Raw genomic sequence first — 26239 nt, 5'->3', positions numbered from 1 at the left:
CTCCACGGGCGCGCCCGTGGTCCCGCTCCCGGGCACGCCGCTTGCGCTCAGGGCAGGGCACGTAGGGCACGCAGGGCGCGCACAGCGCGCACGGCGCTCGCGCGGCGGCATGTCCGCCCGCGGGCGCCAGCACCGAGACCGAGGACAACCCATGAGCGACAATCCGCGGCAGATCCGTTTGGGCGCCTTCTTACCTGGCGCAGGACACCACGTGGCCGCCTGGCGGCATCCGCAAGCGCAGGCCGACGGAGGCATCCGCTTCGGTCATTACAAGCGCATCACGCAGACGGCGGAGCGGGCCAGGTTCGACGCCGTGTTCCTCGCGGACGGGCTCGCGCTGCAGAACCGGCCGGGGGCGCAGGGCCGCACCGCCTACGGGGCCAGCTTCGAGCCGGTCACCCTGTTCTCCGCGCTCGCGGCCGTCACCGAGCGCATCGGCTTCATCGCCACGGCGTCGACCACGTACGAGGAGCCTTACCTGCTGGCCCGCAAGTTCGCCTCGCTGGACCACCTCAGCCAGGGGCGGGCAGGGTGGAACGTGGTCACCACCGGTGGGGGCGAGGCGGCGGGGAACTTCGGGCTCGACGCCCACCCCGACCATGCGCAGCGGTACGCCCGGGCGCGCGAGTTCGTCGACGTGGTCACCGGCCTCTGGGACAGCTGGGAGGACGACGCCTTCCTCCGCGACAAGGCGTCGGGGGCCTACTACGACCCGGACAAGCTGCACAGGCTCGATCACAAGGGGAAGTTCTTCTCCGTTCGAGGGCCGCTCAACATCCCGCGTCCGCCCCAGGGGCACCCGGTGATCGTGCAGGCGGGATCGTCGGAGGCGGGCAGGGAGCTCGCGGCGGAGACGGCCGAGGTGATCTTCACCGCGCAGCAAACGCTGGAGGACGCGCAGGCCTTCTACGCCGACGTCAAGGGTCGGATGGCCAGGTACGGTCGCCACCCCGACCAGCTGAAGATCATGCCGGGGGTGTTCCCCGTGGTCGCCCGGACGGAGTCGGAGGCCAGGGCGAAGTACCAGGAGCTGCAGGACCTCATCTTGCCGGAGGTCGGCCTGTCGCTGCTCTCGGGCCTGTCGGGCGGGATCGATCTGTCGGGGTACCCGGTGGACGGTCCGCTGCCCGATCTGCCGGAGACCAACAACAACAAGAGCCGGCAAGCGCTGATGTTCGACATCGCCCGCAAGCGCAACTTCACCATCCGCGAGCTTTATCTCTGGGTGGCGGGAGCGCGCGGACACTGGACGCTCGTCGGCTCGGTGGAGCAGATCGCGGACCAGCTGGAGGCGTGGTTCACGCAGGGCGGCGCCGACGGGTTCAACGTGATGCCGCCGTGGCTCCCGGGCGGGCTCGACGACTTCGTCGATCTGGTGATCCCGGAGCTGCGGCGGCGGGGGTTGTTCCGAACGGAGTACGAGGGACGCACGCTGCGGGAGAACCTCGGGCTGGCGCGGCCGGCGAACCGCCACGCGGCCGCGGCGAAGCCCCGGGCGTCGGCGGCCTGAAGCCGCGTCCTCCGCGCGAGGGGCGCGTCGCCGCGAGCGACGCATCGTGAGCGCGCCCCACCGCGTCACGCGCTCTCCCCCGGCCGGCCCGCCGGCTCGATGCTGGGCGCGAGGTAGCGACAGACCGCCTTTTTCGCCTCCTCGACGTAAAGAGCGCCCTGCTGCTCGTCCTGTTGCGTGGCGAGGGCGAGCAGCGTCGAGGCGATGTACAGCGTGCTCCGCGCGACGACGCGCCGCTCGGCAGGCGCGAGCGCCGGCGTCAGCGGCGAGAGGATCGCCTCGACGCGCGCCGAGAACTCGTCCCCCCACGCAACGCCCGTCGAGAGCTGCGCGCCGGAGAGCTGCGCGCCGAACCACAGCTCCCGATAGCCCGGCTCCGTGCGGTAGAACGCCGCGAGCGCGTCGATCCAGCGCTCGGTCAGCTCGCGCCATGGGCCCGGCGGCGCCTCGGCCAGCACGGCCTCGGTCCGTGCCTGCAGCCGCTCCAGGTAACGCCCCGTCAGCGCGTGGAGCACGGCCTCCTTGTTCGGGAAGAACTCGTAGACCGAGCCGATGGACGTCCGCGCCCGCGCCGCGATGGCGTTGGTGGTGACCGCGTCGAGCCCGCGGGACGCGAGCAGCGCCGCCGTCGCGTCGAGGATCTGCTCCCTGCGCCGCTGGCTCCTCGCCTGCAGCGGGACCCGGCGGGGCGCGGTCGACGGCGGCTTCTTGCGCTTCGTGGCCACGCGCCGAGTGTACTTGACAAACTGAGCTAAAGCTCGACTATATCAGAGTGAAAGCTCAACTTTGGGAGCGGCTCGGCCAGATCGGGCAGAACGAGCAGCCCGGCGCGGCGCCGCTCGGCGCTGTGGCGGTCGGTGAAGCCGCCGGGCGAGCGGGCGCGCCTCGCCTTGGCTGGTCGGGGCTCGTCGCGGTCGCTGCCGCGACGCTCGCCTACGGCGCGTACCCGTTTGCCGCGGCGGACCGCGTCCTCGGCCTGGCCTGCTTCGGCGTCGCGCTCGCGTCCCTGCTCGTCACGGCGCGCGCGTCGGGCCGCGCGGCGCTGCACGCGCCGCTCCTCGCGGTGCTCACGCTCGCGCCCGCGGCGGCGGGGCTCGTCGTGCCCTGGCCGATCTCGCTGGTCGCGCCGCTCGTTGTATATGCGCTGCTCGCACGCGCCGTGCCGGCGCTCCGGTCGTCGGCGCCGCGGCCGCGGCGCGGGGCGCTCGGGCCCGTGATCCTCGGGTGGGTCGCGGCGGTCGCCGTCGTCTCGGGGCTCGCGCTCGTGCTCTGGGTCCGGCTGATGCGGCCCGATCTGTCGCAGATTCGGGCCCTGATGCCGCCTGTCTCGCTGCCGCTGTTGCTCCTCGGCGGCCTGGGGTTCGCGCTGTTCAACGCGTTCCTCGAGGAGGCGGTCTTCCGCCTGGTGTTCCTCGAATCGCTGGACGCCGTCACGACCTCCGGCTGGACCGCGGTGCTCGTCCAGGCGGCTGCCTTCGGGCTCCTCCACCTGAACGGCTTCCCGAGCGGGGCGGTCGGCGTCGCCCTGGCGGCGATCTACGCGGTGATGCTCGGCGTGATCCGGCGCCGCGCGGGCGGCCTCCTCGCGCCGTACGTGGCGCACGTCGCCGCCGATCTCACCATCTTCACGCTGCTGCTGACCTGGTGTCGGTGATCATCGCGTCCCGAGTCCGATCGGTGAAGACCGCGGCCACGTGATCGCCGGCGTTCACCGTTCACCGCCGGTGCCCACGCCGATCTGGGCCGCGGTCGACACCTTCGGAGACGAGGCCACCCCAGAGGTGACCCTCAGGCTCTACGACGCATACACAGCCGACCGCTGGAGCTAGAGCGACAAACGGGTTGTAACCCCGAAAAAAAGCAGAAATTTCACAGGGAGGCGAGGAGGCGGGGAGCGAGAGACGGCGAGAGGGAGAGATTCTTTTTTTTCTTCCTCCCCGCCTCCCCGCCTCCCTGTGAAATTTCTCCCGGTTTCAACATGATTGGTGTTCTAGGTACGAGGGGCAGCCCGACGAAGACCAGCACCGTCGACCATCCCGGGTGACATCGCCAGCTGCGAGTGATCGATGCAGACGAATGTGAACGGCGCCGCCCACGTATACGAGAAGTCAGCGAGGTCGCTGCACATCGGCGGCCCTGCGGCGGCCGAGCGATGGCCGTGGCGGGAGACTTCAGTTCTTTCCCTCCCAGGTGTGGATACGGAACTGGACTCCCTTGTACTCGATTGCCACATCGGTTTCACTGCCGTAGGTGGTCTGCGATTTGATCTTCTCGTCGCCCCGGTACTTCTCCAGCACCCGACCATACAGGTAATGGACGACCACATGTTTGACCTGCCCAATCTCGAGGACCAACTGGACGAACCGCAGGATTCGCCGCTTGCACCCGTCGCACGGACCATAGGGACCCAAGATGATGAGCTGGACGACCGGCAGCGGCTTCTGCCGTAGGATGGCGAGCGCCGACGAGAGCACGCCCACCTCGCCGTCGTCCTTAGAGACCACGATCTCGGCGTCGTCCCCGATGAGCGAAAACTTGGAGGAGAACTCTTTGTTCTCTCCGATCTCGATTCCGAGCTCGCCCACCGGGCCGGAGAGCCAGCCGGCCACCCATTTCGGGTTCCCGCCCTGCGTCTTCACCTTCGCCAGCTTGAGGACGTCGTTGGACAGCTTGACCGCGTCCGAGCTCGAGTGGTTGATGATCGGTCCGGTCCTCCCCTCGTTGACCACCTTCTTCTCGTACTGGTACGTCCGACTGCTCACGATCGAGCTGTACTCGCGCCAGAACGCGCTCTCTCCGTCGTTCTTGTACGCCGAGACGAGGCGCGACTTTTCATCACTGGAGAGCTCGTCGGTGTCGAGCACGTCCCAGATCAGCTCGTGGAGCGGGCGTTCCCGTTGATCCATCCGCTGGAGCGACCGTCCGCCGGCCGGACCGGGCTTCGTCGCCGCAGGCTTTGCCGGGTGCGGCGGCAGCATGGCTGTTCCGGCCGGCGCGGCCCGGCGCATCGCGATCGTGGCCGCGTGCGGGGGTCGTGGGGCGATCCCGGGCATGGGCCGCCTGGGCTGCGCGACGGTGGCCGGGTGTGGAGGCGGCCTGGGAATGCCGGAGGGACGAGCGTTCTTGGGGATCATCGAGTCGGGACGACGGGCACCGTCCCGATCCATGTTCCGGCGCTTGATCGGCGTGGACCAGTTTTCGTCGATCTGCCGGCGGCGAGCGCGCGACGGCCATCGCGTCCTCGGCCACCTCGGCGGCGAGCCGCTCGAGCCCCTCGACGCCAGGGCCGGAAGCCTACCGCATGCGGGACGCGCCTTGCCCGCGTCCGTGCGGTCACCCGGCGTCGCGGCTCAGCCGCGGCCGGTCGCGCCCGCCGGCTCCGCCGCGGTCGTGCGCAGCCGCTCCTTGATGTCGTCGGACAGGCACATCCGCGAGACCATGTCCTCGAACGTGTCGCGCCGCCGGATGAGCCGGCTCCGCCCGCCGTCGATGAGCACCTCGGCCGGTCGCAGCCGGCCGTTGTAGTCGTAGCTCATCACGTGGCCGTACGCGCCGGCGTCCATCAGGACGACCACGTCCCCCTCGGCGACGTCCGCGGGGAACTCGCGCTCGCTGATCCACATATCGGTGTTCTCGCAGACCTGGCCCGTCATCGCCATCGGGGCGGTCTGGCCGCGGCGGCCGTTGATCCGCACCTCGTGGTAAGCGCCGTACATCACCGGCCGCGCCATCGTGTTCATCGAGATGTCGGTGCCGATGATCGTCCGGTATCCCTGCTTGATCGAGATCACCCGCCCGAGCACGTAGCCCGCGTCCCCGACGAAGTAGCGCCCCGGCTCCATGACGAGGCGGGGCGCCTTCAGGCCGTGCTCGGCGCACTTCTTCTGCACCATCGCGGCGATCTCGCGGGCGACCGCGTCCACGTCGAGCGTCGGCTGCTCCCTGCGGTAGGGGATGCCGAGCCCGCCGCCGATGTCCAGGAACGCGAGGTCGAAGCCGAGCTTCCGGGCGACCGGACCGATCAGGTCGAGCAGCTTGCCGGTGACGTGCGCGAAGCTCTCCGGCTTGTTCGCCTGCGAGTGAGGCATCATGTGCACCCCGAGCCGCTCGACCCCGTTCTCCAGCGCGGTGCGGTAGGCCTCCTCCACGTAGCGCGGGTGGATCCCGAACTTCGCGGACGGGCCCGCGAACGGCTTCAGATCGGGCGTCGCGATGTCCTCGCCGCTCGGGTTGATCCTGAAGGACATGCAGCGCGGCCGCCCGAGCGAGAACAGGCGCTGCAGGATGCCGTGGTCATCCACGTTGAAGATCACACCGGCGCGCAGCCCCGCGGTCAGGTCGTCGTCCGAGAGGCTGTTGCCCGTGTAGATGATCTGCTCGCCCGAGAGCCCGAGCGCCTGCGCCAGGCGGATCTCGTTAGGGCTCGCGGCGTCCACGCCGGAGCCCTGTTCGACCAGGAGCTTCGCTATCTCCAGGTTGTTGCACGCCTTGATGGCGTAGAAGACGGACACCTCCGGGTAACAGCTGCTCAGCGCGCGCGTGAGTCGACGGAAGTTCTCCCGGATGCGCTCGGCGTCGTAGGCATAGAGCGGCGTGCCGTACTGCTCCGCGAGGTCGCGCACCGAAATGCCCCCGATCTTGATCTCTGCCTCTTGCATACTCCTCGTCGCGTCAACGCTTCCACTTCGAGAGACAACCCGAAGGAACTGGCTGCAGGTTTACAGTACACCAGCATACCATATGCCACCGGCGGCCGGCAACGGTGCGGGCGGCGCGGCCCTGCAGCGCGCTCCGTCCCTCCGCGGGCGCGGAGCGCCGCCTGTGCGGCTACGTGGCGTCGCTGTGGCTCGCGTCGCTGCGGCCTGCGTCGCCGCTGCCGGCGTCGCTGTGGCTCGCGTCGCTGCGGCCGGCGTCGCTGTGGCCTGTGCCGCTGCGGCCGGCCTCTCTGCGGCTGCTGAAGAGGTGGCGCCAGAGCGTGCCGAGCCCGCCCACGAAGAGCGAGCCGTTGCGCTGGTCGATGTCCTCGACCGCGGCGGGGTCGAACGGCAGCTGATGCGGGTCGATCACCTCGAGCAGGGCGCGCTCGTCCGCCGTCGGCGAGGGGTGGAGCCTCAGCCGGCACGAGCTCCCCGGCGCGCGCGGCCCGATCGCGGGGCTCGCCAGCCCGTCGAGGTACGCGACGAGGTCGTCCACCTGGTCGAACGCGGTGTCGCCGAGGTGCTCGCCGATGAGCGACGCGCGCGCCCTGCGGATCGAGCGGCCCAGCGCGTCGTCGGGATCGTCGGTCTCGGCCGAGGCGTTGATCTCCGTGTCGATCGAGAGGCTGCGGTTCGTCAGGTTGGCGGAGCCCACCGTGAGGAAGCGGTCGTCGACGATCATCACCTTGGAATGGATGTACGTGGCGCGCTCGGCCGTCTCGTCCTCGCCGCACGCCGGCAGGGTGTAGTAGACGCCGAGACGGTGGCCGGTCTCGGCCGCCGCCTCGCGCAGCGTGCCGAGCACCTTGGCCTGGGAGAGCCCGACGGCGATCTGCTCCTTCATCGTCTCGGCCTCCATGTTCAGCACGAGCACCACGTCGAGGAGCGGCCGGCCCTCGGCGCGCATCCGCCGCACGATCCCCTCGGCGATCACGTGAGAGCTGAAGTACTGCGTCTCGATGTAGATGAAGCGCTCGGCGGCGTCGATGGCATCGAGGTAGAGCTCGCGTATCTCGGTGCAGTGCGGAGCGCCGGTGGGCGCGCCGTGCGGATCGGTGCGGCTCAGCGTCACGTGCCGCGCCGCGAGGGGGATGCCGCCCTCGGGCCGGTAGTCGGGGAACGTCGGCTCGGCCGCCTCGAGGTCCGGCAGCGTCATGGCCACGCCGCCGGCGCGCCGCCAGCGATCCGTGAAGATCTCGGTCAGCGCCCGGGCGACCTCGCGGCTGCGCACGTAGGCCTGGACGTCGTGAAACGGCTTGTGCGGCTCTCCGCGGCTGACGCGGAGCGGGTTCTTGTTCGTGTGGCTGCGGTCGTCCCAGCGGTGGTCGCAGAGGTCGAGGCCGCCGAGAAAGGAGAGCTCGCCGTCGACGACCACGAACTTCTGGTGGTGCGAGGCGCGCTCGACGTGGGTGGAGTCGAAGAGGAAGTGCAGGCGATGGTTCGTCCACTCGAAGACGAGCTGCTGGAGCCACTCGCGCTCGAGCGCGAACACGAGGTGGAAGTCCCAGGCCAGGATGAAGATCTGGAGATCCGGGGTGATCTCGCAGAGGTGGTCCAGGAACTTGAGCAGGGTGATCGGGCCTGACACCCCCGCCTCCCGCCCGCCGCGGAGCAGGGCGACGTCGCTGTCGAACTGCCAGCCGGCGAGGAGCACGTAGCGCCGCGCCCCGGACGCGACCCGGTAGAACTCGGGGTAATACTCGTCGGCATCGACCAGCAGGCCGAAGCTGTCCACCGGGGTGCTACACCACGTGTGACGTTGAGGGTCGATGATCTTCGCCATCGCCCCCTCCTTAGCGACGCGCGAGGCGCCCTGCCAGGGCATCGCAGCGGCCGAGGGTCGGAGTATCGGGCCCCACGCGCAGGAAACGGCGCGGCCTCGCTGCCGAGATGAGCACGTCAGACGCTTGACACCAAGTCATCACGTTCGCTCCGCGGCAGGCCTCTCGGGTCCTTGCCTTAGCATCGGTTCTTCACGTCTTCACGTCTTCACGTCTTGCCGCCGTCGCGCCTTCACGTCGTCGCGTCCGGGCGCTCCTCACCGCGCGCCTGCGGTGTCGCGTGCTCCTCGATGAGCCGCTTCAGGCTCGCGATGTCCAGCCGGTCTCCGCTCGCCTCGCCGACGGCGGCGAGCCGCTCCGCCTCATCGGGCGAGAGGTCGGGGCATATCCACTCCAGCAACGCCGCCCAGTCCGGTGCACCGTCGCAGCTGTAGCAGTCATCGGGGATCGGCGTATCGTCGGGGAAATTCCGGAAAACAAAGTACGGCATCGCATCTACCTTCATGCCGAGATCACGGGCACGTCCTCATCGCGGCTCGGATCTCGCGCTGTCGCGCGCCAGCGCGCGGCCCGTCGGCTATGGTGCCGGCCGCACGGGGGGGCAAGCGCGTCCACGCTCGCCTCGGTCGGCTCGCCGGCGATCGCGCCTGGAAGAGGGCGGCGGAGCGGGTCCGTCGCGCCGCGGCGTGGACCCAGGGAAGAAAAATCCACCACGACCGAGCTCGGCGGCTCGGTCGCTCGGACGCTGAAGGTCGAGCTTGTCCGGGGCGCTCCTCTGGGCTGAACTCTACGCCAGGATGAACGACCTCGACTTGAGGGCGCTTGCTGCCCGCGGCGCGCTGGCGCTGATCGTGAGCCTCACGGCGGTGGGCTGCCAGCTCGTCTCGGGCATCGACGGGATGAACGTCGATCCGTCGGCGGGCGGCGTCATCGGCGACTGTGGGCCGGTGGGTACCCGGTGCGGCGGGACGTGCGAGGACGGCACGGTCACGCCTCCGGGCACCTGCAGGGGCGACGGGACGTGCTCCGCCGAGCCGAGGAGCTGCGGGTCCTACGCCTGCGACCTGAGCGGGACGGCGTGCGCCACGAGCTGCTCGATCTTCGACGGCTGCGTCGACGCCGCGGTCTGCGACACGATGACCGCGACGTGCATGGCGTGCGGGGCGAGCCCTTCCGATCCGGCCCCGTGCGACGGCTGCGAGCACTGCGAAGGGGGCAAGTGCGTCACCCGGTGCGACACCGAAGGCGAGTGCGTCGGGGACCGGATGCTCGACGCGAAGGAGCGCCCGGCGAGGCTCGAGTGCAACGGCCAGTGCAACAACATCCGCGTGGTCTGCATAGGGCCGCACCCGTGCGAGGTCGTCTGCGGCGACGGCGGGTGTCAAGGCCTGCTCATGCGATGCAGCCATGACGGCCCGTGTTATCTCGAGTGCGGCCGGTCAGGGTGCGCGAGCAACGTGAAATTTGAATGTGGGACGAATATTTGCATCACTGCTTGCCTCCTCGAGACCACCATCATCGATCAGGAGTGCGGGAGCTCGTGCTCGTGCATGTCGCAGGTATGCCAGTGATCCATGCGGGCGCCGGGCGGGGTCGCGTTGGCCCGGAGAGAGCTCCCATGAAGGCGGGAACGTGGGAAGATCATTGAGCTTTTCTTCTCGCCTCCCCGCCTTCATGCTCGGATAGGACCCCTGCCACGCGCCGCGCCGCGCCGCGCGCGCCGCGCTGCGGCGTGGACGCGGCGGGCATGCGCCACCTGCGCGTCCCGCAGGGCCCGGCGGCGCGATGAGCGCGATGAGAACAGCGCCCGGCGGCGCCGGGGATAGGGGTAGCCAAGACCACGCGACCCCGATATTCTAGGGCTTTGCATGACGACTTGCCCCGCGTGGGGGCAGCCGGGACCACGCGACCCCTAGCTTCCATGGCTCAGTATGGCGAGGTGCCCCAAGTGCGGTGCGGTGTACGATGAGGATGTGACGGCGTGTCCGGCAGACGGCAATCCGCTGCTGCACACGGACCTGAGCCTCCCCGCCGAGCCGCTCCTCGCGGCGCACACCATGGTCGGCGAGTACCGCATCGAGCGGAAGCTCGGCGCAGGCACGTTTGGAGAGGTCTACGCCGGCGAGCACCCGATCATCGGCAAGCAGGTCGCCATCAAGGTCCTGAACGGGTATTTTGCCGCGCAGCCTCAGGCCGTCGCCAGGTTCGTCGCCGAGGCGCGCGCGGTGAACCGGATCCGCCAGCGCAACATCATCGATATCTTCTCCTTCGGCGTGCTCCAGGAGCTGCAGCGGCACTACTTCGTCATGGAGCTGCTCGACGGCCTCACGCTGGGCGAGCTGTGCCGGCGCAGGAGGCGGCTGCCGTTCCCGACGATCGTCCCCATCCTGCGGGGCATCGCCGACGCGCTCGACGCCGTGCACGAGGCGGGGATCACGCACCGGGATCTGAAGCCCGACAACGTCTTCCTCGCGGCGGAGCGCGACGGGACCTGGTTCCCGAAGCTGCTCGACTTCGGGATCGCGAAGCTCGCGGACGGCTCGGAGGAGACGAGCACCGGGGTCGTGCTGGGCACGCCGCAGTACATGGCGCCCGAGCAAGCGCGCGGGCAGCGGATCGGGCCGCCCGCGGACATCTATGCGCTCGGCGTGATGATTCACAAGATGCTGACGGGAAAGTCCCTGTTCACCGGGGAGTCCGCCGTGGAGGTGATGTACAAGCACGTATCGGATCCTCCGCCGCGGATGTCGAGCGTCTGCGCCGATCTGCCGCCCGAGCTCGACCTGCCGGTGCTCGCGATGCTCGAGAAGCGCGCGGGCGACAGGCCTCCGAGCGCGAGCAGGGCAGTCGCCGCGCTGCTGGACGCCGCGCGCCGGATCGGGCTCACGCGGGGCCTCGCGCCGGAGGAGCCCGTCTCGGCGCCCCCGGTCGAGACGCGGGGTCCGGGAGAGACGCGCTCGACGACCGAGGTTGTGGCGCCGGCGAGCGCGACGTGGACGTCGGGGCTGGCGTCATCGGCCATGGAGCCTTCGGCCACCGAGGATGTGGCGCCGGCGAGCGCGATGTGGACGCGGGGAGGGGGGGCTCCGGCCACCGAGGATGTGGTGCCGGTGAGCGCGACGTGGAGCCCGGGGCTCGCGCCTGCGGCGAGGGAGGACGCGACCACCCTGGAGACGGGCGTTCCCTTCGAGACAGGGCCCTCGGCGACCGGCGGGAGCTGGGCGCCGGACCGCTGCTCGGACGCCGGTACCGTCCCGACGCCGGAGCCCTCGATCGCGCCCGGGGGCTCGGCCATCGCGGTCGCCGAGAGCACGGCCGGGCCGATGGCGAGCCCTGGAGGCGCGACCCTCCCCCCGGCAGGGCCGCCCGCCGGGGCGGTGGACCCGGTGCGAGGAGCGGACGCGGAGGATCGCTCGTCGCTGCGCGAGCTGGCCGCCGTCGAGGCGCCGTCGAGCGCTCCGGCCGCACGGGCGGCGGCGGCGAGGCGCTGGAAGCTCCTGGTCGCGACCGCCGCGGGGCTCCTCGCCGCGACGTGGATGTGGGCGGCCGGGCGTCCCTCCCGGCTCCCACCGCTGGACGGCTCGAGCGCCGTGGCGCTCGCCTCGGCCGCCGCCGCGCCAGCGCCGCCGCCGCTCGCCTCGGCCACCGCCGCGCCAGCGCTGCCGCCGCTCGCCTCGGCCACCGCCGCGCCGCCGCCGCTCGCCTCGGCTGCCGCAGCGCCGCCGCCGCTCGCCTCGGCTGCCGCAGCGGCTTCGGGGGCCGCGCCGCCGCGCACCGCGACCTCGCGCCCCGCGACCCCGCGCGCCGCGACCCCGCGCGCCGGGGGGTTGCGCCAGGGTCACGTGGAGAGGCTCCTCGACCAGCGTGAGTGAGCCGGGAACATGAAGCGAGGGCTCTCGTTCCTCGGCTCCGGCGTGCTGCTCGGGGCCGTCGCGCTGTCGAGCGCGGCGTCGGCGCAGCGCGCGCAACGCGCGGTCAAGCCCGTGGCCGAGGTGCTCTTTCGACAGGGGCGCGACCTCTTCAAGGAGGGGAAGTATCCCGAGGCCTGCGACAAGTTCGAGGAGAGCCAGCGCATCGAGCCGAAGCCCGGGACGCTCCTCAACCTCGCCGTCTGTCACGAGAAGGTGGGGAAGCTCGCGACCGCCTGGGCCGAGCTGAGCTCGGTGGAGGAGGTCGCGCGGCGCGAAGGCCGGAAGGACCGCGAGGGCTTCGCGCGCGCGCAGCGCGAGGCGCTGGAGAAGCGGCTCGCGCGGCTCGAGGTCAGGATGGCTGCGCCGCCCGCGAGCCTGCGCCTCACCCTCGACGGCGAGCCGCTGAACGGCGCTGCCCTGAACGCGCCGTTCCCCATCGATCCAGGCCAGCACCGCGTCGCCGCTGCGGCGCCGGGGAAGAGGGCGTGGTCGACCGACGTCGAGGTGCCGCCCGAGCGCGCCACGATCGTCGTCACCGTCCCGGCGCTGGAGGACGCGCCCCCCGCTGCGCTGGGTCCCGCCGGCGCGCCGCCGGGCGCGCTGGCGCCGCGCGCGGCGGGGCCGGCGCCCGCGTCGAAGCCGCAGGCGGGAAGCACCGGGACGGTGCTGATGACCACGGGGTTCAGCGTCGGCGCGGTCGGCCTGGTGGTCGGGGCCGTCGCGGGCGCACTCACGCTCTCGAAGTCCGGGGCGCTCGCCGAGGCGTGTCCGGACGACCGATGCCCTCCGAGCCGGCGCGGCGAGCTCAGCACGGCCAACACGCTGGCCAACATCTCCAACGTCGGCTTCGCGGTCCTCGCCGTCGGCGCTGGCGTCGGCGTCGCCGGCCTGCTGATGCTGCCACCCCGGGGCCCGACGGCGGGCTCGCGCGCGGCGCTGACCCCGGTGCTCGGGCCTGGAGCGATAGGCCTGCAAACCACCTTCTGATGGCTGGAAATCGGCGGTGTAACTGCGAACGAGGCGTGGCCACGCCGCGCTCAACGTCGGGGGAGGGGAGGGCCAGCGGAGCGCAGCTCAGGGGAGCCGCGGGCGCGGCAGGGCGCGGCCCTTGCCCGGGTCGTGCAGGGCCTCGCGCATGCGCGCGATCGCGCGATCGTGCTCGGACGACGACGCCCCGGGCGCGCGCCGCTCCGCGCTCGGATCGCCCTCCCAGGCGTCCTCCGTGCCGAGGTAGGCGGCGCTCAGGCCCGGATCGACGCTGAATTCCAGGGGCAGGACCTGCTCCGTGCACGACGTGTCCAGCGTCGCCTCGGGATCGGCGAGGAACTGGAGCAGGAGCTCCCGGTCGCACGAGCCGCCCATGAGGTCGGTCGGGCTCTCGAGGCCGTGGGGCGCCCGCGGCAGCATCACGAAGGTCTGGTTCGGGCCGGTGAAGTGGCTCTCGACGGCCTCCGGTATCGCGCTCGGGATGAAGTCGAGCTCCCCGTGGAGGAGCAGCAGGGGCACGCTCGTCGTGGCCCACTGCCCTGCGTACGCGTCGGGGGTGTAGCGCGGCCAGCTCTCGCGGATGGCGGCGGCGTCGTCCGTCAGCCCGATGACCACGTTGGCCTGGGCGAGAAACTCCTGCGTCTCGGACACGGACGGAGGCGGGTCGGCCCAGAGCTCCGACAGCATGATGTTGTTGCGGAGCACCGGCGAGAAGAACCGCAGGCTCGCCGGGAGCGGTTCGGGGAGAGGCGCGAGCAGGAGCCCCGCGAGGTGCGTGAACACGGCGACGTCGGCGGGAGAGCACCGGTCCAGCCGGTAGATCAGCGCGGGGATGAGCGGCCGCGGCGCCCATTGATAGAGGATCTGCGCGAACCACGTCTGGAAGAGCTGCCGGTCATAGCCGAGCGCGGCCACCTCCGGGCAGGCCCCTTCCTCGAACGCGTCGAGGGTCCCGGTCATCGTCGCCCACGGGTCGGCGCCGAGCTTGTCCGAGCAGGACGGGTCGGCGCCGCAGAGGTCCATGACACGCTGGCCGAGGTCGTTGAGCCAGACATCGATATCCGAGAGGTGCGAGTTGACGGCCAGCCCGGCGAGCGACGCGCCTGTCGGCTGGTCGGGGTAGAGCTGGAGATAGCGGTGACCCCAGATCGTGCCGTAAGAGCCGCCGAAGACGATGACCTCGCCGCCCGGGGCGCGCGTCCGCTCGATGATCTCGCCGACGTCGCGCGCGGCGTTCGTGACGGTGAATCCCTGGATGTCGTCGCCCAGCTCGGCCTTGATCGCCGGCAGACAGGCGGTCATCTCGGCGTCGGTGAGGTAGCTCCCGGCCTCGCTCTCCGGCGTCTCCCCGTCCGCGCAGCCGAGGCGATTCGAGCGGCCCGTGCCGCGGTGGTCCGGCATGTACATGTCGAGCGTCGGATCGACGCCGGCGAGGAGCTGCACCAAGGGCTCGAAATCGGCGCCTGAGGCCCCCGGCCCGCCGTTCAGGAGCCAGAGCTGCCCGCGGCTCGGCTGGGTCGCGGCGAGCTTCCGCTTGACGAAGAAGGTGATGGTCTTGCCTTCCGGCTGGTCCCAGTGGAGCGGGACGGGGATCTCGGCGCACTCGGCGTCCTCGCCGGTGCCGTCGGTAAAGAGCGGGCAGGGAGTCCACGCGATGGCGTCGCCGTTGCCGCCGTCGCCGCCGTTCCCGCCGTTGCCGCCGTCGCCGCCGTTACCGCCATTGCCGCCGCTGCCGCCGCTGCTGCCCGTCGAGGAGCTCGACGACGCCGTTCCACCGGGATCCGTCTCGTCACCGCATCCCAGCATGCCCTGGGCAAGCAAGATGACCATCGCTCCGCAGGCCAGATTCACTCTCATGCTCGACACTCCTGAAGAATGGATACAGCCCCGCACGTCACGTGAAGGGCAACCGTCAACTTCGCGCCACGCCGCTCCGCACCCGCGCGCTCGACGACGCCCTTCGCGAGGCCGTCGATGCCCGGCTGCGCTGGCCTCGAGTCAGCCCTTCTCGCCCCCCGCCCTCCGGATCCCGAGCTTCCGCATCTTGCTTTGCAGCGTCGTCGGCTTCAGCCCGAGCGCCGCGGCCGCCCCGTCCTCCCCGTAGATCTTCCCGCCCGAGGCCTGCAGCGCCTCCTCGATGCAGCGCTGCGCCGCCTCCCTGTACGTCATCGCGCGCCCCGCCGCGCGGGGCGCCGCGGCGAGCGGCGCTGACAGGATGAGCTCGTCCCCGGTCGACATCACCATCGACCGCTCGATCACGTTCTCCAGCTCCCGCACGTTACCAGGCCAGCCGTGCGCCCGCAGCCGCGCCATCGCCTCCGCGCTCACCCGCTGCGGCGGCCGGCCGAAGCTCGCCGCGACCTTCTCCACGATGACCCGCGTGAGGGGCTCCAGGTCCTCGGGTCGCTCCCGCAGCGGGGGGACGACGATAGGAAACACCTGCAGCCGGTAATACAGGTCCTCACGGAACGCCCCGCTCGCCACCATGGCCTCGAGCGGCCGGTGCGTCGCGGCGATCACCCGCACCGAGACGCGCACCGCGCCCTCGCCGCCGACGCGCTCGATCTCGCCCTCCTGGAGCACGCGCAGGAGCTTCGCCTGCGCCGCCTTGGGCAGCTCGCCGACCTCGTCGAGCAGCAGCGTCCCGCCGTTTGCGCGCTCGAACATCCCGTGGTGCCGCGCCGAGGCGCCGGTGAACGCGCCGCGCTCGTGGCCGAAGAGCGCGCTCTCGACGAGCCCCTCGGGCAGCGCGCCGCAGTTCACCGCGAGGAACGCCCGCTCCGCGCGGCGCGAGAGCGCGTGGATGCGGCGCGCGATCACCTCCTTGCCGGTGCCCGTCTCCCCGCGCACAAGCACGGTCGTGTCCTGCCGCGCGACGAGCGGCACCATCTCCTGGAAGATCGCCCGCATCGCCGGGCCCGCCGCGACCACCTCCCGGGGCAGCGCGACGCGGTCGAGCTCCTCCTGGAGCGCCCGCTTCTCGCCCTGCGCGCGGCGCGCGATCGCCGCGACGCGCCCGAGGACCTGCACCTGCCGGAGCGCCACGGCGAGCAGGCGGCCCAGCGCCTCGAGCAGCGCGGGCGAGAGCTCGAGCGTCGCGCCCTCGCCGAGCGCCATCGTGGCGCAGCCGACGGCGCCCTCCGCGTCGCGGAGCGCGAAGACGGCGAGCGTCTCGCCGCCCGCCTCGCGCCGGATCTCCGGCGCGCCCGGCGCGGCCGCGCCGCGGCGGAGATCGAGCCGCCGGAGCGGGAGGTGGCGCGCGAGCACGGCGCTCACCGCGGGGACGAGCGTCGCCTCCGTGTGCGCGCGCGCCGAGGCCTCGCCGAGGTCGGCGAGCAGGAGAACGGCGCGATCGGCGGGGGCGGTCATCGTGCGCGGAGCGACGCCACCGAAATGGCGTTGCGCGGCACCGTAGGGGCGTTGCCGGGGCAGCACAAGGCCAGCGCAGGCCCGGGAAAGGGCCGCTCGGGCCGCGGGTACGCGCCGTGCACCAAGCAGGGAGAGAGCGCGCGGACGACCGTTCCGCGGAAAGGACCCTTCATGGCCTATGTCATCGCCGAGCCCTGCATCGCCACCTGCGACACCGCGTGCGTCTCCGTCTGCCCCGTCGAGTGCATCCACGGCCCGCTCCCGGCCGACGAGATCGCGCGCATCCCCGAAGAAGAGCGGAAGACGCGCCTTGCGCGCCTCCAGCTCTACATCGATCCCGAGTCGTGCATCTCCTGCGGCGCCTGCGAGGGCGAGTGCCCGGTGGACGCCATCTTCGATGAGGACGAGCTGCCGGCCGAGTGGGAACATTACCGGGAGATCAACGCCCGCTTCTTCGCGGAGCGCGCCTGAGCGCTACCGCAAGCGCTCGCAGGTGTCCTGGGCCGGCGAGGCCACGACACCCACCTTGATCCTGAGCGGCGAGGCGGATATCGACACAGGAGAGACGGAGGTGGGGCTACGGGACCTTGACAGCCCGGACTCTCCCGGATTTCATGAGCCTCCCTTCCTCGTGATCCGCCCCCCTGTCACCTTCCGAGCGCGCGCGATGTTCATCGGGCTCGCCAGCATGGCGCTCGCGTGCATGGCGCCGGCCGGCCCGAAGGGCGTTCTTCCCTTCCTCGCGTCTCCGGCGGGCCTGGGCATCGCCGCATTGGCGCTCATGGCGCTGGGGACGTCGATCGAGGAGCTCGGCAGGATCCGGCGCATCCGGATCGGCCTGGGCCTTTGCGTGATGGCCGCCGCGCTCGTCGCGGCCGGCGGTCTGTGGGGGGCTGCGCTCGCCGCGCTCGACGTGTCGATCGCCTGGCCTGTCTGGCTCCTCTACGGCGCCGGAGCGCTCGGCGTCGCCCTCGCGCTCGGGCGTGACATCGCCGTCCTCCGCGATCCCCGTCACGGTCAATCCGTCCGTCTGGAGGCGATCTCGGCAGATGCCGTTCGTCTCACCGCCAACGGGGTTCCGGTCACCATCCCCGCCGCCCTGATTCGCGACGTGACCCTCGCTACCAGCCCTGAAGGGCGAGGCGTCTTCGTCCTCCTTGGCAGCCGGGACAAGGTGATCGGCGACGCGCGCGCGCTGCCCTGGGTCGCCGCCCAGCGGGACGGCGACACGCTTCTCTTGACCGAGCACCAGGCGGCGCTCGACGCGGAGCTGCTCGCCGCGCGACTGCTCGAGGCGGCGTCCGCCGGCGAAGGAGGGTATCGATGAAACCCAGCGACAACGCGGGCGGCGACACGCTGGAGATCCCGCTCCGCCGTCCCTACCGGGAGCTCCTCCTGGCCGGCTTCTTCTTCGCGGTCTGCGCGGCAGTCCTCGCCCACCGTGCCCGGGCGAACGACCGGGGCCTGATCCTGAACGGGATCATCCACCTCGAGCACGGGGGCGCCGACATCTTCTACGCGGCGCTGGCGATCCTGTCCGGGGCCATGTGCGCGCTGGGGTTCCTCGGCGCCGCGCGCTTCGCCGCGCTGAAGCAGTTCCGGATCCTCCTTGGCCCTCGAACGATCACCTTGCCATCGATGCATCCGTTCCGAGCTGCGCGGGAGGTCACCGTGCTGCTCGATCGCATCGAGGCCGTGGAGATGCAGCCCCCGGCCAAACCGCTCACGCTGGTGATCCGCGAGGACGACCGCGCCCACACCATCCCGCAGCGCTGGCTCACCGAGCGCTGGCCGGCTCAGGAGGTCGCCGGCGCGATCATCGCGCGCGTGCGGGAGGCGCAAGCGGGGCAGCGCGCCGGCGGGTAGCGCGCCGCAGGTTGTGGGATCTCGGCGGCAACACGGTAGTAGGATGGAGCCCGATCGGAGGAGGCATCCATGAAGGCCGCGACCGCGCTGGTGAACGAGATCCGCGAAGAGCTCCACAACATCGACGATCAGCTGAGGGCCCACCCCTATCCGGGCGCCATCGAGCGGGGCGAGGTCACGCTCGATGGGCTGAAGGCGTTTCCGGGCCACCAGCACCACGTGGCGCTCAGCGATCTGCGCTCGATGGCGATGATGCTCCAGCGCTTCGCGGACACGCCCTTTCGCGACTTCTGGAGCGGCGTCCTCCAGGGCGAGCTCGCGGCCCCCGGCGGGATCGCCGCCATGGGCCAGAAGCTCGGCATGACCAGGGACGACCTGGATCGCTACGAGGTCACCGCGGAGGGGTTCGCCTACGCCACCCAGATGGCCTGGGCAGCGGCCAACGCTTCGGCGGCCGAGATCGCGTGTGCCCTGCTCATCAACTTCCCTGCCTGGGGGTTCAACTGCGGCAGGATGGCCAGGGCGCTCCGCGACCGGTACGGCTTCGGCCCGGAGCCCACTGCGTTCCTCGACGCGTTCGCGGCGCTGCCGTCGTTCGAGGACACCGCGGTCGCGATCGTGCAGGACGGGCTCGACCGCGGCGTGGCGCCCCGGGCGATCCATCGCACGACCCGGCTATTTCAGGCGTATGAGAAGATGTTCTGGGACACGATGCTGGCGCTGGGAGCGCAGAACGCGGGCAGATAGCTCCGAGCGTCAGAGCTCCCGCCAGGAGCTCTCCGGGCTGCGGTGGCTTGCGACCTGTGGTTCATTCTCGGTCTTCAAGCGATCGGTGTTCTAGCGCCGGCCGGCGCTCTTCCTTGCCATGAAGCCCGCCCGCGCGCTCTGGACGCGGCAGAGGAGCACCGCCGCCGGCTCGTAGTCCCGGCCCTCTGCGCGCGAGAGCTCCGCCTCGGTGGGGACGAGCTCGCCCGAGAACGCCCGGGCGAGGATCGTCTGCGCGAGCCTGTCGGCCCGGGCCGCGGCGGCGGTCACGCGCTCCTCGACCGCGCCGGCGAGCGCGAAGAGCGCCTGCGCGCGGCGCACGATCTCCGCCTGCTCCTCGCTCGGCGGCAGCGGGGCAGGGATGCCGTTCAGCGCCGCCTGCGTGAGCTTCGGCTGCGCCGAGCCGGTCACGTGGTGCTGGAGATCGAGCGAGTTCAGGAGCAGCTCGAGGTACCCGAGGACCACGCCGGCCTTCGGCTGGACGACGTGAGCGTGGTTGTTCACCCAGAACCGCCCGCTCGCGGCGAAGGCCACCGCGGTGCTCCTGGACAGGAGGTTCGCGCCGTCCTCGGCGACGAGCAGGTAGTCGCCGTCGAACAGATAGCCATCGATCGAGTCGATGATCCCCGACGCGCCGTAATAGGGATACGAACCCCGGCGCCCCGCTCGAACCGTGGAGTTCACCGGGACGCGCCGCCCGTCGTGGTTGTCGACAAGGGCGCCGAACGGGCAGAGGGCCCACGACGCCGGCAGGCGCCGCGTCGAGCCGCCGTCGCTCCCCGCGCCCGGCGCCGCCGGCCAGGAGCGCCGCAGGGCCTCCGGGGGCTCGGCGGAAGGCGGCGCGGCGGCGTCCGGCGCGCGGAGGTCCTCGGTGAGCCTGCCCGAGCACGCCGCCGCCAGCACGGCCTGCCGGAGCCGCCTGAGGACGAGCGACGCCCTGGCCAGCCGGGCCCTCGCCGCGTCCACCTCGCCGAGCAGGGCCTCGACCTTCGCGACGATGCGGCGCTGCTCGGGGAGGGGAGGCAGCGCGAAGGGGCGCTCGAAGGTCTCGCGCACCTTCACGAACGGCTGCGCGGAGCCGCCCTTCGCCCAGAAGCCCTCGTCGTTGAGGTGGAGGAACAGGTAGTCGACGTCGATGGCCCGCGGGTCCGGCCAGACCACGTGGGTGTTCGCGATCGCCGACCACCGCCCGCGCGCCTTGAACGCCTTCCCGCACCGCGTCCCCACGGCGGAGACGACGATCGCCTCGCCCTCGTGCTCCCAGCGGTCGGACCACACGTCGGGGCCGGAGGCGCTGAACGCCTGGAAGCGCCCGGGCCGCTGCTCGGCGTGGAGCTTCCCCTTGATGAGCTTCGAGCTCCCGCTCCTGTGCGAGCAGAGCGACGCGAGCGTCGTCTCGGCCCACCCCTCGGGCAGGCGCCCGCTCACGCCTCCGCCGCCTTCGCCCCGCCCTCGAGCAGCGCGAGCACGCGGTTCAGCGCGGCGACCGCCTCTTCCAGCTCCTGGATCGCGTCGGTCGCCAGCTCCTCCGGCTCCGGCAGCTCGCCGGCGTCGTCGGGCGACTCCTCCCGGAGCCATTTGAACCCGTCGAGCTTGAACTCGCGCTCCTCGACCTCGCGGAGCTCGAAGCTCCGAAAGCGACCCTCGCTGGAGCTCGCCGCCTCGCGCCGCGCCCGCCCCTCCGGGTCGCCGCCGTAGCACCGCTCGAACTCGGCGAAGTGCGCCGGCGAGAGCGGCCGATCCTTCTTGGTGATCGACGGGACGCCCGTCCGCGCGTCGTAGATCCAGACCTTCTCCGTCGCGCGACCCTTCGTGAAGAAGACGACGTTGGCCTTCACGCCGGGGCTGTACGGGGTGAACGTCCCGCGCGGCAGGCGGAGCACCGTGTGCAGATCGCAGCCCTCGGCGAGGATCTCGAACACGGCGCCTGCCTGGTCCGCGAACAGGCAGTTGTCTGGCAGGACCATCGCCGCCCGCCCGCCGGGCTTCAGGATCGTCAGCACGTGCTGGATGAAGTTGAGCTGCTTGTTCGCCGTCGCGATCGCGAAGTCCTCGCGGGCCGGCGCCTGGCGCGCCCCCTTCGTGCCGAACGGCGGGTTCGTCAGGATCACGTCGAACTGCTCTTCGGGCGGCGGCGGCGGGGCGTCGATCGAGTCGCCGAGGGCGATCCTCGGCTCGATCCCGTGGAGGTACAGGTTCATGAGGGCGAGCCGGCGGGGGCGCGCGACGAGCTCGTGGCCGAAGAACACCGTGGACTTGACCCGGCCCGCCGCCTCCCGATCGAGCGTTCCCCGCGCCTCGGCCTCGAGCCATTCCCAGGCGGCGACCAGGAACCCTCCGGTGCCGCACGCCGGGTCGCAGAGGGCGAAGCCCGGCTTTCCCCGCGGGTCGGGCCGCATGCACCGCACGATCGACTGGATCAGGACGCGGGGCGTGAAGTACTGCCCCGCGCCCTTCTTTCCCTCGGCGGCGGCCTTCTCGAGGAGCCCCTCGTACGCCGCGGCCTGGATGTCCACGCCGAGGCGCGTCCACGCGACGTCGTCGATGAGGTCGACGAGCCGCTGGAGGTTCGCGGGGCTCTTGAAGCGCGCCTGCGAGCCCGCGTAGATCTCCCCCAGGACGCCGGGGGCCTGGTCGAGGCACCGGAGGACCTCGGCGTAGCGGTCGAGCAGCGCCTGCCCGCTCGTCGCGCGCAGGGCCGGCCAGGAGCAATCCATCGTCTCGGCGTTGTCGCGGGGCGCCCGTGGCTCGACGCGCGAGAGATCGAGGCCTCGCTCGGCGGCCATCTTCAGGAAGAGCAGGTACGTGATCTGCTCGATGTAGTCTCCATGATCGATGCCGTCGTGGCGGAGCGTGTGGCAGAACCCCCAGAGCTTTCCAACAACGTCGGTCATGCGGCGATGGCTTCGTTCAGGTCGTGGAGGAGATCGTCGAGGCGCGGAGGGCGCCGCCTTACCACGGCCGGGTCTCCACGTGTCTCGACGGCGCCGGGACGCGCCGGCGCCGATGTACTAGGCTCGGCCTGTGCCGCGTGCCCTCACCTCGCTGCTCGCGCTCCTCGCGCCGCTCACCGGCCTCGCGTGCGCGTCGTCCTCGCTCCCCGACCCGAAGGAGGCGGTGCGGGCCTACGCGGACGCGGCGGCGCGCGGCGACGCCGACTCCATCTACGGCATGCTGAGCGAGCGGAGCCGCACCGCGACGTCGCGCGAGGAGGTGCGGCGGCGGGTGGCCGAGGCGCGCGCCGAGCTCGCCGAGCAGGCCAGGAGCGTCACGGCGCCCGGGGTGGTGGTCAAGACCCGCGCCCGGGTCCGCTACCCGGACGGCGAGATCGCGACGCTCGAGCTCGATGACCGCGAGCGCGCCTTCCGGATCTCGGCCGCCGACGCGCTGCCCGCGGGCGGCCGCACCCCCGAGCAGGCGCTCGAGCAGCTCCGCCGCGTCCTCGCGCGCCGCAGCTACGCCGGCCTGCTGCGGGTCCTCACGCCGGCCACGCGCAGCGCCATCGAGAGCGACCTCCGCTCGCTGGTCGAGGGGCTCGCCCAGCCCGAGGGCCTCGAGGTCCGGATTGCGGGCGACTCCGCGACGGTTCAGATCCCGGGTGGGCACGAGGTGAAGCTCCGGCGCGAGGCGGGTGTATGGCGGGTCGAGGACTTCGATTGAAACGGTGGCTCGCCAGAGCCGGCTCCTCCGGGCTCCGCCGCCTCGCCGCGGCGACGCCTGGCCGCCTCGTCGCGGCGGTGCCGCTCCGCCGCCTCGCCGCGGCGGTGCCGCTCCGCCGCCTCGTCGCGGCGGCGCTGGTGCTTGTCTCGGCGTTGCTCCTCTCGGCCGTGCCGCGTCCGGCGCGCGCCTTCGGCGAGGAGGGGGCGTGGAACCCGCGGCCGCTGCTCACGGGCAACGCGCGGTGGGAGGGCGTGCGCGCCACCGCGCCGGCGCGCTGGTCGTTCGAGCTGGAGCGCCGGACGAGCGCGCCCGCGCGTCGCAACCCGACCACGGTCCGCGCCGACGATCCGGCGCTCCTGGCCGAGCCGTTCGCGCTCTGGGGCGGCGAGGGCGATCTCCCGCCGCTCACCGAGCGCGAGGTCTTCGGCCTGCGGCGCTTCCTCGCGCTGGGCGGCGTGCTCTTCGTCGACGACTTCGCCCCGGGGAGCGGCGCGTTCGGCCGCGCCGCGCGGCGCGAGCTCGCCCGTGTCCTTCCGGAGGGCTCGCCCATCCCGATCGGCACGGAGAACGTCGTCTTCCGCTCCTTCTATCTCCTCCCGCGCGCCGTCGGCCGCGTCGAGGGCCCGCAGAAGCTCTCGGCGATCGTGCGCGGCGGCATGCCGCAGGTGATCTTCTCCGACCACGACCTCGCCGGCGCGCTGGCGCGCTCCGACGGCGGCGGATCGAGCGTCGATGTCACGCCCGGGGGCGAGGCGCAGCGCGAGCGCGCGTTCCGGCTCGCCGTGAACATCGCGATGTACGTGCTCTGCTCGAACTACAAGGACGATCAGGTGCACGCGCCGTTCCTGATGCGCCGCCGCGCCATCGACGACGCGCGACCCCGCTCCGTGCCCGCGCTCCCCGGGGCGCCGTGAGCTGACATGCCGGGTCGTCTTGCCCCCGCGCCGAAGCCGGTCTGGCAGAACGACTACTACGCGGTCCTGGTCGACGCGCCGCTGGCCATCGTCTGGAATGTGCGCAGCAGCAAGCCGTTCGCCTCGCTCGAGGAGCTCGAGGCCTCGGTGGCGTCGGTCTGCCGTTGCCTGGATGGGCTGGGCCGCTCGCGTAATGCCCTCCTCCTCGACGTCCGCGCCGCTCCCGGCCGGAACGATCCCGCGTTCGAGGCCGCCCTCGACCGCCTCCGGCCGCTCTGGTTCCAGGGCTTCCGCAGGGTCGGCGTGCTCGTGCAGAGCGTCGTCGGCGAGCTGCAGGCCCAGCGCTATGCGAGGAGGGACAGCATCAAGCGGCTGATCACGAGCGACGAGGCCGCGCTCCTGCGGTACCTCACGCAGGGCGGCTGAGCGGCGGATCCTGTCGCGTCCCCGCTCCGCGGCCGGGTATGGCGGTTGCTAAGGCGCCTCTGGACGAGGTGATCACATGAGACACGTTCTTCTTCTCGGAGCATCCTTTGCGGCGATCGCGCTGCTGAGCCATCCAGCGATCGCGGCGCCCACGGTGTCAGGGGACGTCGACGTCGGCCACGCGGTCGGGGAGGCCGCCGACTGGAACGGCGCGACGTTCGGTATGACAGCTCGAGCAGGGTACGAGATCGATCTGGGCAAGGGCGTCTTCCTCGCCCCCGAGGCCGGCGCGGGATTCGTGTTCATCGCGCAGGGAGACGGCGTCGCCGACGGCTCCTCGCTCCTGCCGTCGAATCCGTCGGCCTTCCGTCTCCTCGGCGGCCTGCGCCTCGGCGTCGGCGACCGGGTCGTCCCGTCGCTGTTCGCGCGCGGCGGGTACGCGTGGATCACCGGCGACACCGACGGCTACGAGCGCCGCGCGCAGGCTCCGCTGATGGACGTCGGTCTGGCCGTGGATGCCGCCCTGTCGCGCAGGTTCCGGGTCGGCGGGCACGCGGGCTTCGGAGCGATGTGGGCGAGGGATTACGGCGGCGCCTTCACGTCGCTTCACCTCGGCATCACGGGCGCGTTCTCGTTCGGCGAGCAGGACCGACCAAGCACCGAGACAGCCTCGGCCCGGTAGAAGCTGCCATGAGCCGGAGGAGGCCATGAGCCCGGTGCGCCGCCGGGCTCACCGGCCCTGCCGCTCGAGGGGCTCGCCGTCACCGCCGGGCGTGACGCAGGGCGTGCGCGATGCCGCTCTGCAAGGTGCTCAGCGTCGTGATCCCGGAGAGGTCCACGCCGAGCGTGACAAGCGTCTGGGCCACCTCCGGGCGGACGCCCGTGAGCACCACGCGGGTGCCGAGCAGCTGGGCGGCGCGCGCGGTCCGCGTCAGCGCGTCCGCGACGTGCGTGTCGACGGCGCGCACGCCGGTGATGTCCAGGATCGCGGTGTGGGCGCCCTGTCTTGTGATGCCGGAGAGCAACGTCTCCATGATCTGCTCCGCGCGCCCGCTGTCGATCGTCCCCACCAGCGGCATCGCCACCACCCCGTCGGCGAGCGGGATGAGCGGCGTGGACAGCTCCCGCAGGGCGGCCTGTTGCCCGGCGATGATCTCCTCCTGAAGCGCGGCCCGCTCGGCCTCCGCGCGCTTCAGGGTGGTGATCTCGGTCACGATGCCGCCGAGGCCGATCGGCTCGCCGTGCTCGTCGTGGATCGGGAATTTGACCGTGAAATAATGGAGTCGATCGTCGCCGATCGGCAGCACCTCTTCGAACTGCATGACCTGACCGCCGGCCATCACCTCTCGCTCCTTCTCCGCGAGCAGCTCGGCGACCTCGGGGGGCATGGGTCCCTCCCTGTCATCGCTTCCGATGAGCTCGACGACGTGCTTCTGCAAGGACTGCGCATAGGCGCGGTTGACGAAGACGTAGCGCCCCGCGATGTCCTTGACGAAGATGGAGCTGCGCGCGTTGTCCACGAGCTGCAGGAGCATCTGGTAGCGCCCGTGCACCGTTCGCTCCCTCCGTCGCTGGTCGCCGGTGTCGTCGACGATCGCGGCGATCTCGCGCGCGTCGCCCCGGTCGTCGCGCAGCACGGCGTAGGTCCACCGGCAGACGAGCGCGTTTCCCTCTTTCGTCCTGGCCTCGCTCGCGGTCGCGGCGAACCGGCTCTCTTCCCGCGTGAACTCGAACGCCCGCACCGCGGCCGGGGACACGGGATCCGCGGCCACGAGGTCGGCCAGCCTGCGGCCGACGGCCTCGCCCGCGCTCCAGCCGAACATGCGCTCGGCCGCGTCGTTCCAGCGTGTCACCGTGCCGTCCAGGCGCCAGTAGACCACCGCTGGCACCGCCGTGGGCAGGCCGTCGAGCGCGGCGTGAGCGCCCGCGCTCCCCGCGCCGTTCGGCGCCGCGCCGTTCAGCGCCGCTCCGTTCGGCGCCGCGCCGTCTAGCGCCGCTCCGTTCGGCGCCGCGCCGTCCGGCGCGCGACCGTCGGACCGCTCCGCCAGCGCCTTCTCCAGCGCCGCCACGCGCGCGCGCAGCTCCGCGTTTTCTTCTCTAAGCCGCCCGGATTCGCCCAGATCTTCGCGCGCCATCGGCAAGATTGCGAGCCTACGCGGAGCGTCGCGGGCGTTTCAAGGTCGCTGGCAGGGCTGTTCGATGTTGCCTGGCAGGTCGCCGCAGAGACGGTGCTGGGCTGGGACACGCGGCGTCGATGTGAGCGCCGGGCTGGGACACCCTCGGCCCGATGTACTAGGCTCCGCCCGTGTCGCGCGCCCTCGACTCGCTGCTCGCGCTGTCGCGTTCCCACGCA

General features: G+C 71.8%; 23 protein-coding genes. 13 read left to right on the top strand and 10 right to left on the bottom strand.

Annotated features, from left to right (window positions below; all coding sequences use genetic code 11):
- Positions 1-151: 151 nt before the first annotated feature.
- Complete coding sequence (locus WMF36_RS29575) at positions 152-1510, top strand: LLM class flavin-dependent oxidoreductase (RefSeq protein ID WP_437574125.1); 1359 nt, start codon at positions 152-154, stop codon at positions 1508-1510.
- Between the two features lie 65 nt (positions 1511-1575).
- Here WMF36_RS29575 and WMF36_RS29570 read toward each other — a convergent pair whose 3' ends face one another.
- Positions 1576-2235 carry a TetR/AcrR family transcriptional regulator gene (locus WMF36_RS29570; RefSeq protein ID WP_437574124.1) on the bottom strand — a complete coding sequence of 220 codons (660 nt, stop codon included), beginning with the start codon at positions 2233-2235 and terminating at the stop codon, positions 1576-1578.
- Between the two features lie 47 nt (positions 2236-2282).
- On the opposite strand from WMF36_RS29570, the gene WMF36_RS29565 reads away from it, so the two are divergent.
- Positions 2283-3164 carry a CPBP family intramembrane glutamic endopeptidase gene (locus WMF36_RS29565; RefSeq protein WP_437574123.1) on the top strand — a complete coding sequence of 294 codons (882 nt, stop codon included), beginning with the start codon at positions 2283-2285 and terminating at the stop codon, positions 3162-3164.
- Positions 3165-3681: 517 nt separating this feature from the next.
- On the opposite strand, the gene WMF36_RS29560 is transcribed toward WMF36_RS29565, so the two are convergent.
- The 4 genes from WMF36_RS29560 to WMF36_RS29545 form a co-directional block, all read right to left on the bottom strand.
- Complete coding sequence (locus tag WMF36_RS29560) at positions 3682-4416, bottom strand: hypothetical protein (RefSeq protein WP_437574122.1); 735 nt, start codon at positions 4414-4416, stop codon at positions 3682-3684.
- Positions 4417-4860: 444 nt separating this feature from the next.
- On the bottom strand, positions 4861-6168 hold the full coding sequence (lysA, locus tag WMF36_RS29555) for a diaminopimelate decarboxylase (protein ID WP_437574121.1): 1308 nt from the start codon (positions 6166-6168) through the stop codon (positions 4861-4863).
- A 169-nt stretch (positions 6169-6337) separates the two neighbouring features.
- A complete protein-coding gene (locus tag WMF36_RS29550; protein ID WP_437574120.1) occupies positions 6338-7990 on the bottom strand; it encodes a phospholipase D-like domain-containing protein in 1653 nt (550 codons plus the stop codon).
- 230 nt (positions 7991-8220) lie between these two features.
- Positions 8221-8478: a hypothetical protein gene (locus WMF36_RS29545; RefSeq protein ID WP_437574119.1), complete on the bottom strand. Its 258-nt coding sequence runs from the start codon at positions 8476-8478 to the stop codon at positions 8221-8223.
- A 307-nt stretch (positions 8479-8785) separates the two neighbouring features.
- On the opposite strand from WMF36_RS29545, the gene WMF36_RS29540 reads away from it, so the two are divergent.
- From WMF36_RS29540 to WMF36_RS29530, 3 genes are all read left to right on the top strand, one after another.
- The gene (locus WMF36_RS29540) at positions 8786-9559 is read left to right on the top strand and encodes a hypothetical protein (protein WP_437574118.1); all 774 of its coding nucleotides are present in this window, start codon (positions 8786-8788) and stop codon (positions 9557-9559) included.
- Between the two features lie 387 nt (positions 9560-9946).
- Entirely contained in the window at positions 9947-11860 is a 1914-nt protein-coding gene (locus tag WMF36_RS29535; protein ID WP_437574117.1) for a protein kinase domain-containing protein, read from the top strand.
- Between the two features lie 9 nt (positions 11861-11869).
- Positions 11870-12886: a hypothetical protein gene (locus WMF36_RS29530; RefSeq protein ID WP_437574116.1), complete on the top strand. Its 1017-nt coding sequence runs from the start codon at positions 11870-11872 to the stop codon at positions 12884-12886.
- Between the two features lie 87 nt (positions 12887-12973).
- Here WMF36_RS29530 and WMF36_RS29525 read toward each other — a convergent pair whose 3' ends face one another.
- Positions 12974-14743: an alpha/beta fold hydrolase gene (locus WMF36_RS29525; protein ID WP_437574115.1), complete on the bottom strand. Its 1770-nt coding sequence runs from the start codon at positions 14741-14743 to the stop codon at positions 12974-12976.
- A gap of 141 nt (positions 14744-14884) precedes the next feature.
- Positions 14885-16255 (bottom strand): sigma-54 interaction domain-containing protein, encoded by a 1371-nt coding sequence (locus tag WMF36_RS29520; RefSeq protein WP_437574114.1) that lies wholly within the window; start codon positions 16253-16255, stop codon positions 14885-14887.
- A gap of 171 nt (positions 16256-16426) precedes the next feature.
- On the opposite strand from WMF36_RS29520, the gene WMF36_RS29515 reads away from it, so the two are divergent.
- The 4 genes from WMF36_RS29515 to WMF36_RS29500 all read left to right on the top strand — a co-directional run bounded on the left by WMF36_RS29515 (position 16427) and on the right by WMF36_RS29500 (position 18868).
- Positions 16427-16726, top strand: a complete 300-nt coding sequence (locus WMF36_RS29515; protein WP_437574113.1) for a 4Fe-4S dicluster domain-containing protein — start codon at positions 16427-16429, stop codon at positions 16724-16726.
- 160 nt (positions 16727-16886) lie between these two features.
- The gene (locus tag WMF36_RS29510; RefSeq protein ID WP_437574112.1) at positions 16887-17582 is read left to right on the top strand and encodes a hypothetical protein; all 696 of its coding nucleotides are present in this window, start codon (positions 16887-16889) and stop codon (positions 17580-17582) included.
- Complete coding sequence (locus tag WMF36_RS29505) at positions 17579-18121, top strand: hypothetical protein (RefSeq protein ID WP_437574111.1); 543 nt, start codon at positions 17579-17581, stop codon at positions 18119-18121. The genes WMF36_RS29510 and WMF36_RS29505 overlap by 4 nt, the downstream gene beginning before the upstream one ends.
- Positions 18122-18190: 69 nt before the next feature.
- Positions 18191-18868 (top strand): hypothetical protein, encoded by a 678-nt coding sequence (locus WMF36_RS29500; protein WP_437574110.1) that lies wholly within the window; start codon positions 18191-18193, stop codon positions 18866-18868.
- A gap of 90 nt (positions 18869-18958) precedes the next feature.
- Here WMF36_RS29500 and WMF36_RS29495 read toward each other — a convergent pair whose 3' ends face one another.
- Together WMF36_RS29495 and WMF36_RS29490 are read right to left on the bottom strand one after the other, a co-directional pair.
- Entirely contained in the window at positions 18959-20314 is a 1356-nt protein-coding gene (locus WMF36_RS29495; RefSeq protein ID WP_437574109.1) for a restriction endonuclease subunit S, read from the bottom strand.
- Positions 20311-21780 (bottom strand): N-6 DNA methylase, encoded by a 1470-nt coding sequence (locus tag WMF36_RS29490; protein ID WP_437574108.1) that lies wholly within the window; start codon positions 21778-21780, stop codon positions 20311-20313. Before WMF36_RS29490 ends, WMF36_RS29495 begins: the two co-directional genes overlap by 4 nt.
- A 130-nt stretch (positions 21781-21910) precedes the next feature.
- Between WMF36_RS29490 and WMF36_RS29485 the strand changes: the two genes are divergently transcribed.
- The 4 genes from WMF36_RS29485 (at position 21911) to WMF36_RS29470 (ending at position 24568) form a co-directional block, all read left to right on the top strand.
- Positions 21911-22546 (top strand): hypothetical protein, encoded by a 636-nt coding sequence (locus WMF36_RS29485; RefSeq protein WP_437574107.1) that lies wholly within the window; start codon positions 21911-21913, stop codon positions 22544-22546.
- The gene (locus tag WMF36_RS29480; RefSeq protein ID WP_437574106.1) at positions 22543-23460 is read left to right on the top strand and encodes a DUF4159 domain-containing protein; all 918 of its coding nucleotides are present in this window, start codon (positions 22543-22545) and stop codon (positions 23458-23460) included. The genes WMF36_RS29485 and WMF36_RS29480 overlap by 4 nt, the downstream gene beginning before the upstream one ends.
- Positions 23461-23466: 6 nt before the next feature.
- Positions 23467-23886: a hypothetical protein gene (locus tag WMF36_RS29475; protein WP_437574105.1), complete on the top strand. Its 420-nt coding sequence runs from the start codon at positions 23467-23469 to the stop codon at positions 23884-23886.
- 76 nt (positions 23887-23962) lie between these two features.
- Entirely contained in the window at positions 23963-24568 is a 606-nt protein-coding gene (locus WMF36_RS29470; RefSeq protein WP_437574104.1) for a hypothetical protein, read from the top strand.
- Between the two features lie 79 nt (positions 24569-24647).
- Here WMF36_RS29470 and WMF36_RS29465 read toward each other — a convergent pair whose 3' ends face one another.
- Positions 24648-26021, bottom strand: coding sequence for a PAS domain-containing protein (locus tag WMF36_RS29465; RefSeq protein WP_437574103.1), 1374 nt, complete (start codon positions 26019-26021; stop codon positions 24648-24650).
- Positions 26022-26239 lie beyond the last annotated feature (218 nt).

It is taken from the genome of Sorangium sp. So ce887, assembly GCF_051521455.1.
GTDB lineage: Bacteria > Myxococcota_A > Polyangia > Polyangiales > Polyangiaceae > Sorangium.
Note: the sequence above shows the minus strand (reverse complement) of the source record. Positions and strands in the feature narration are given on the sequence as shown.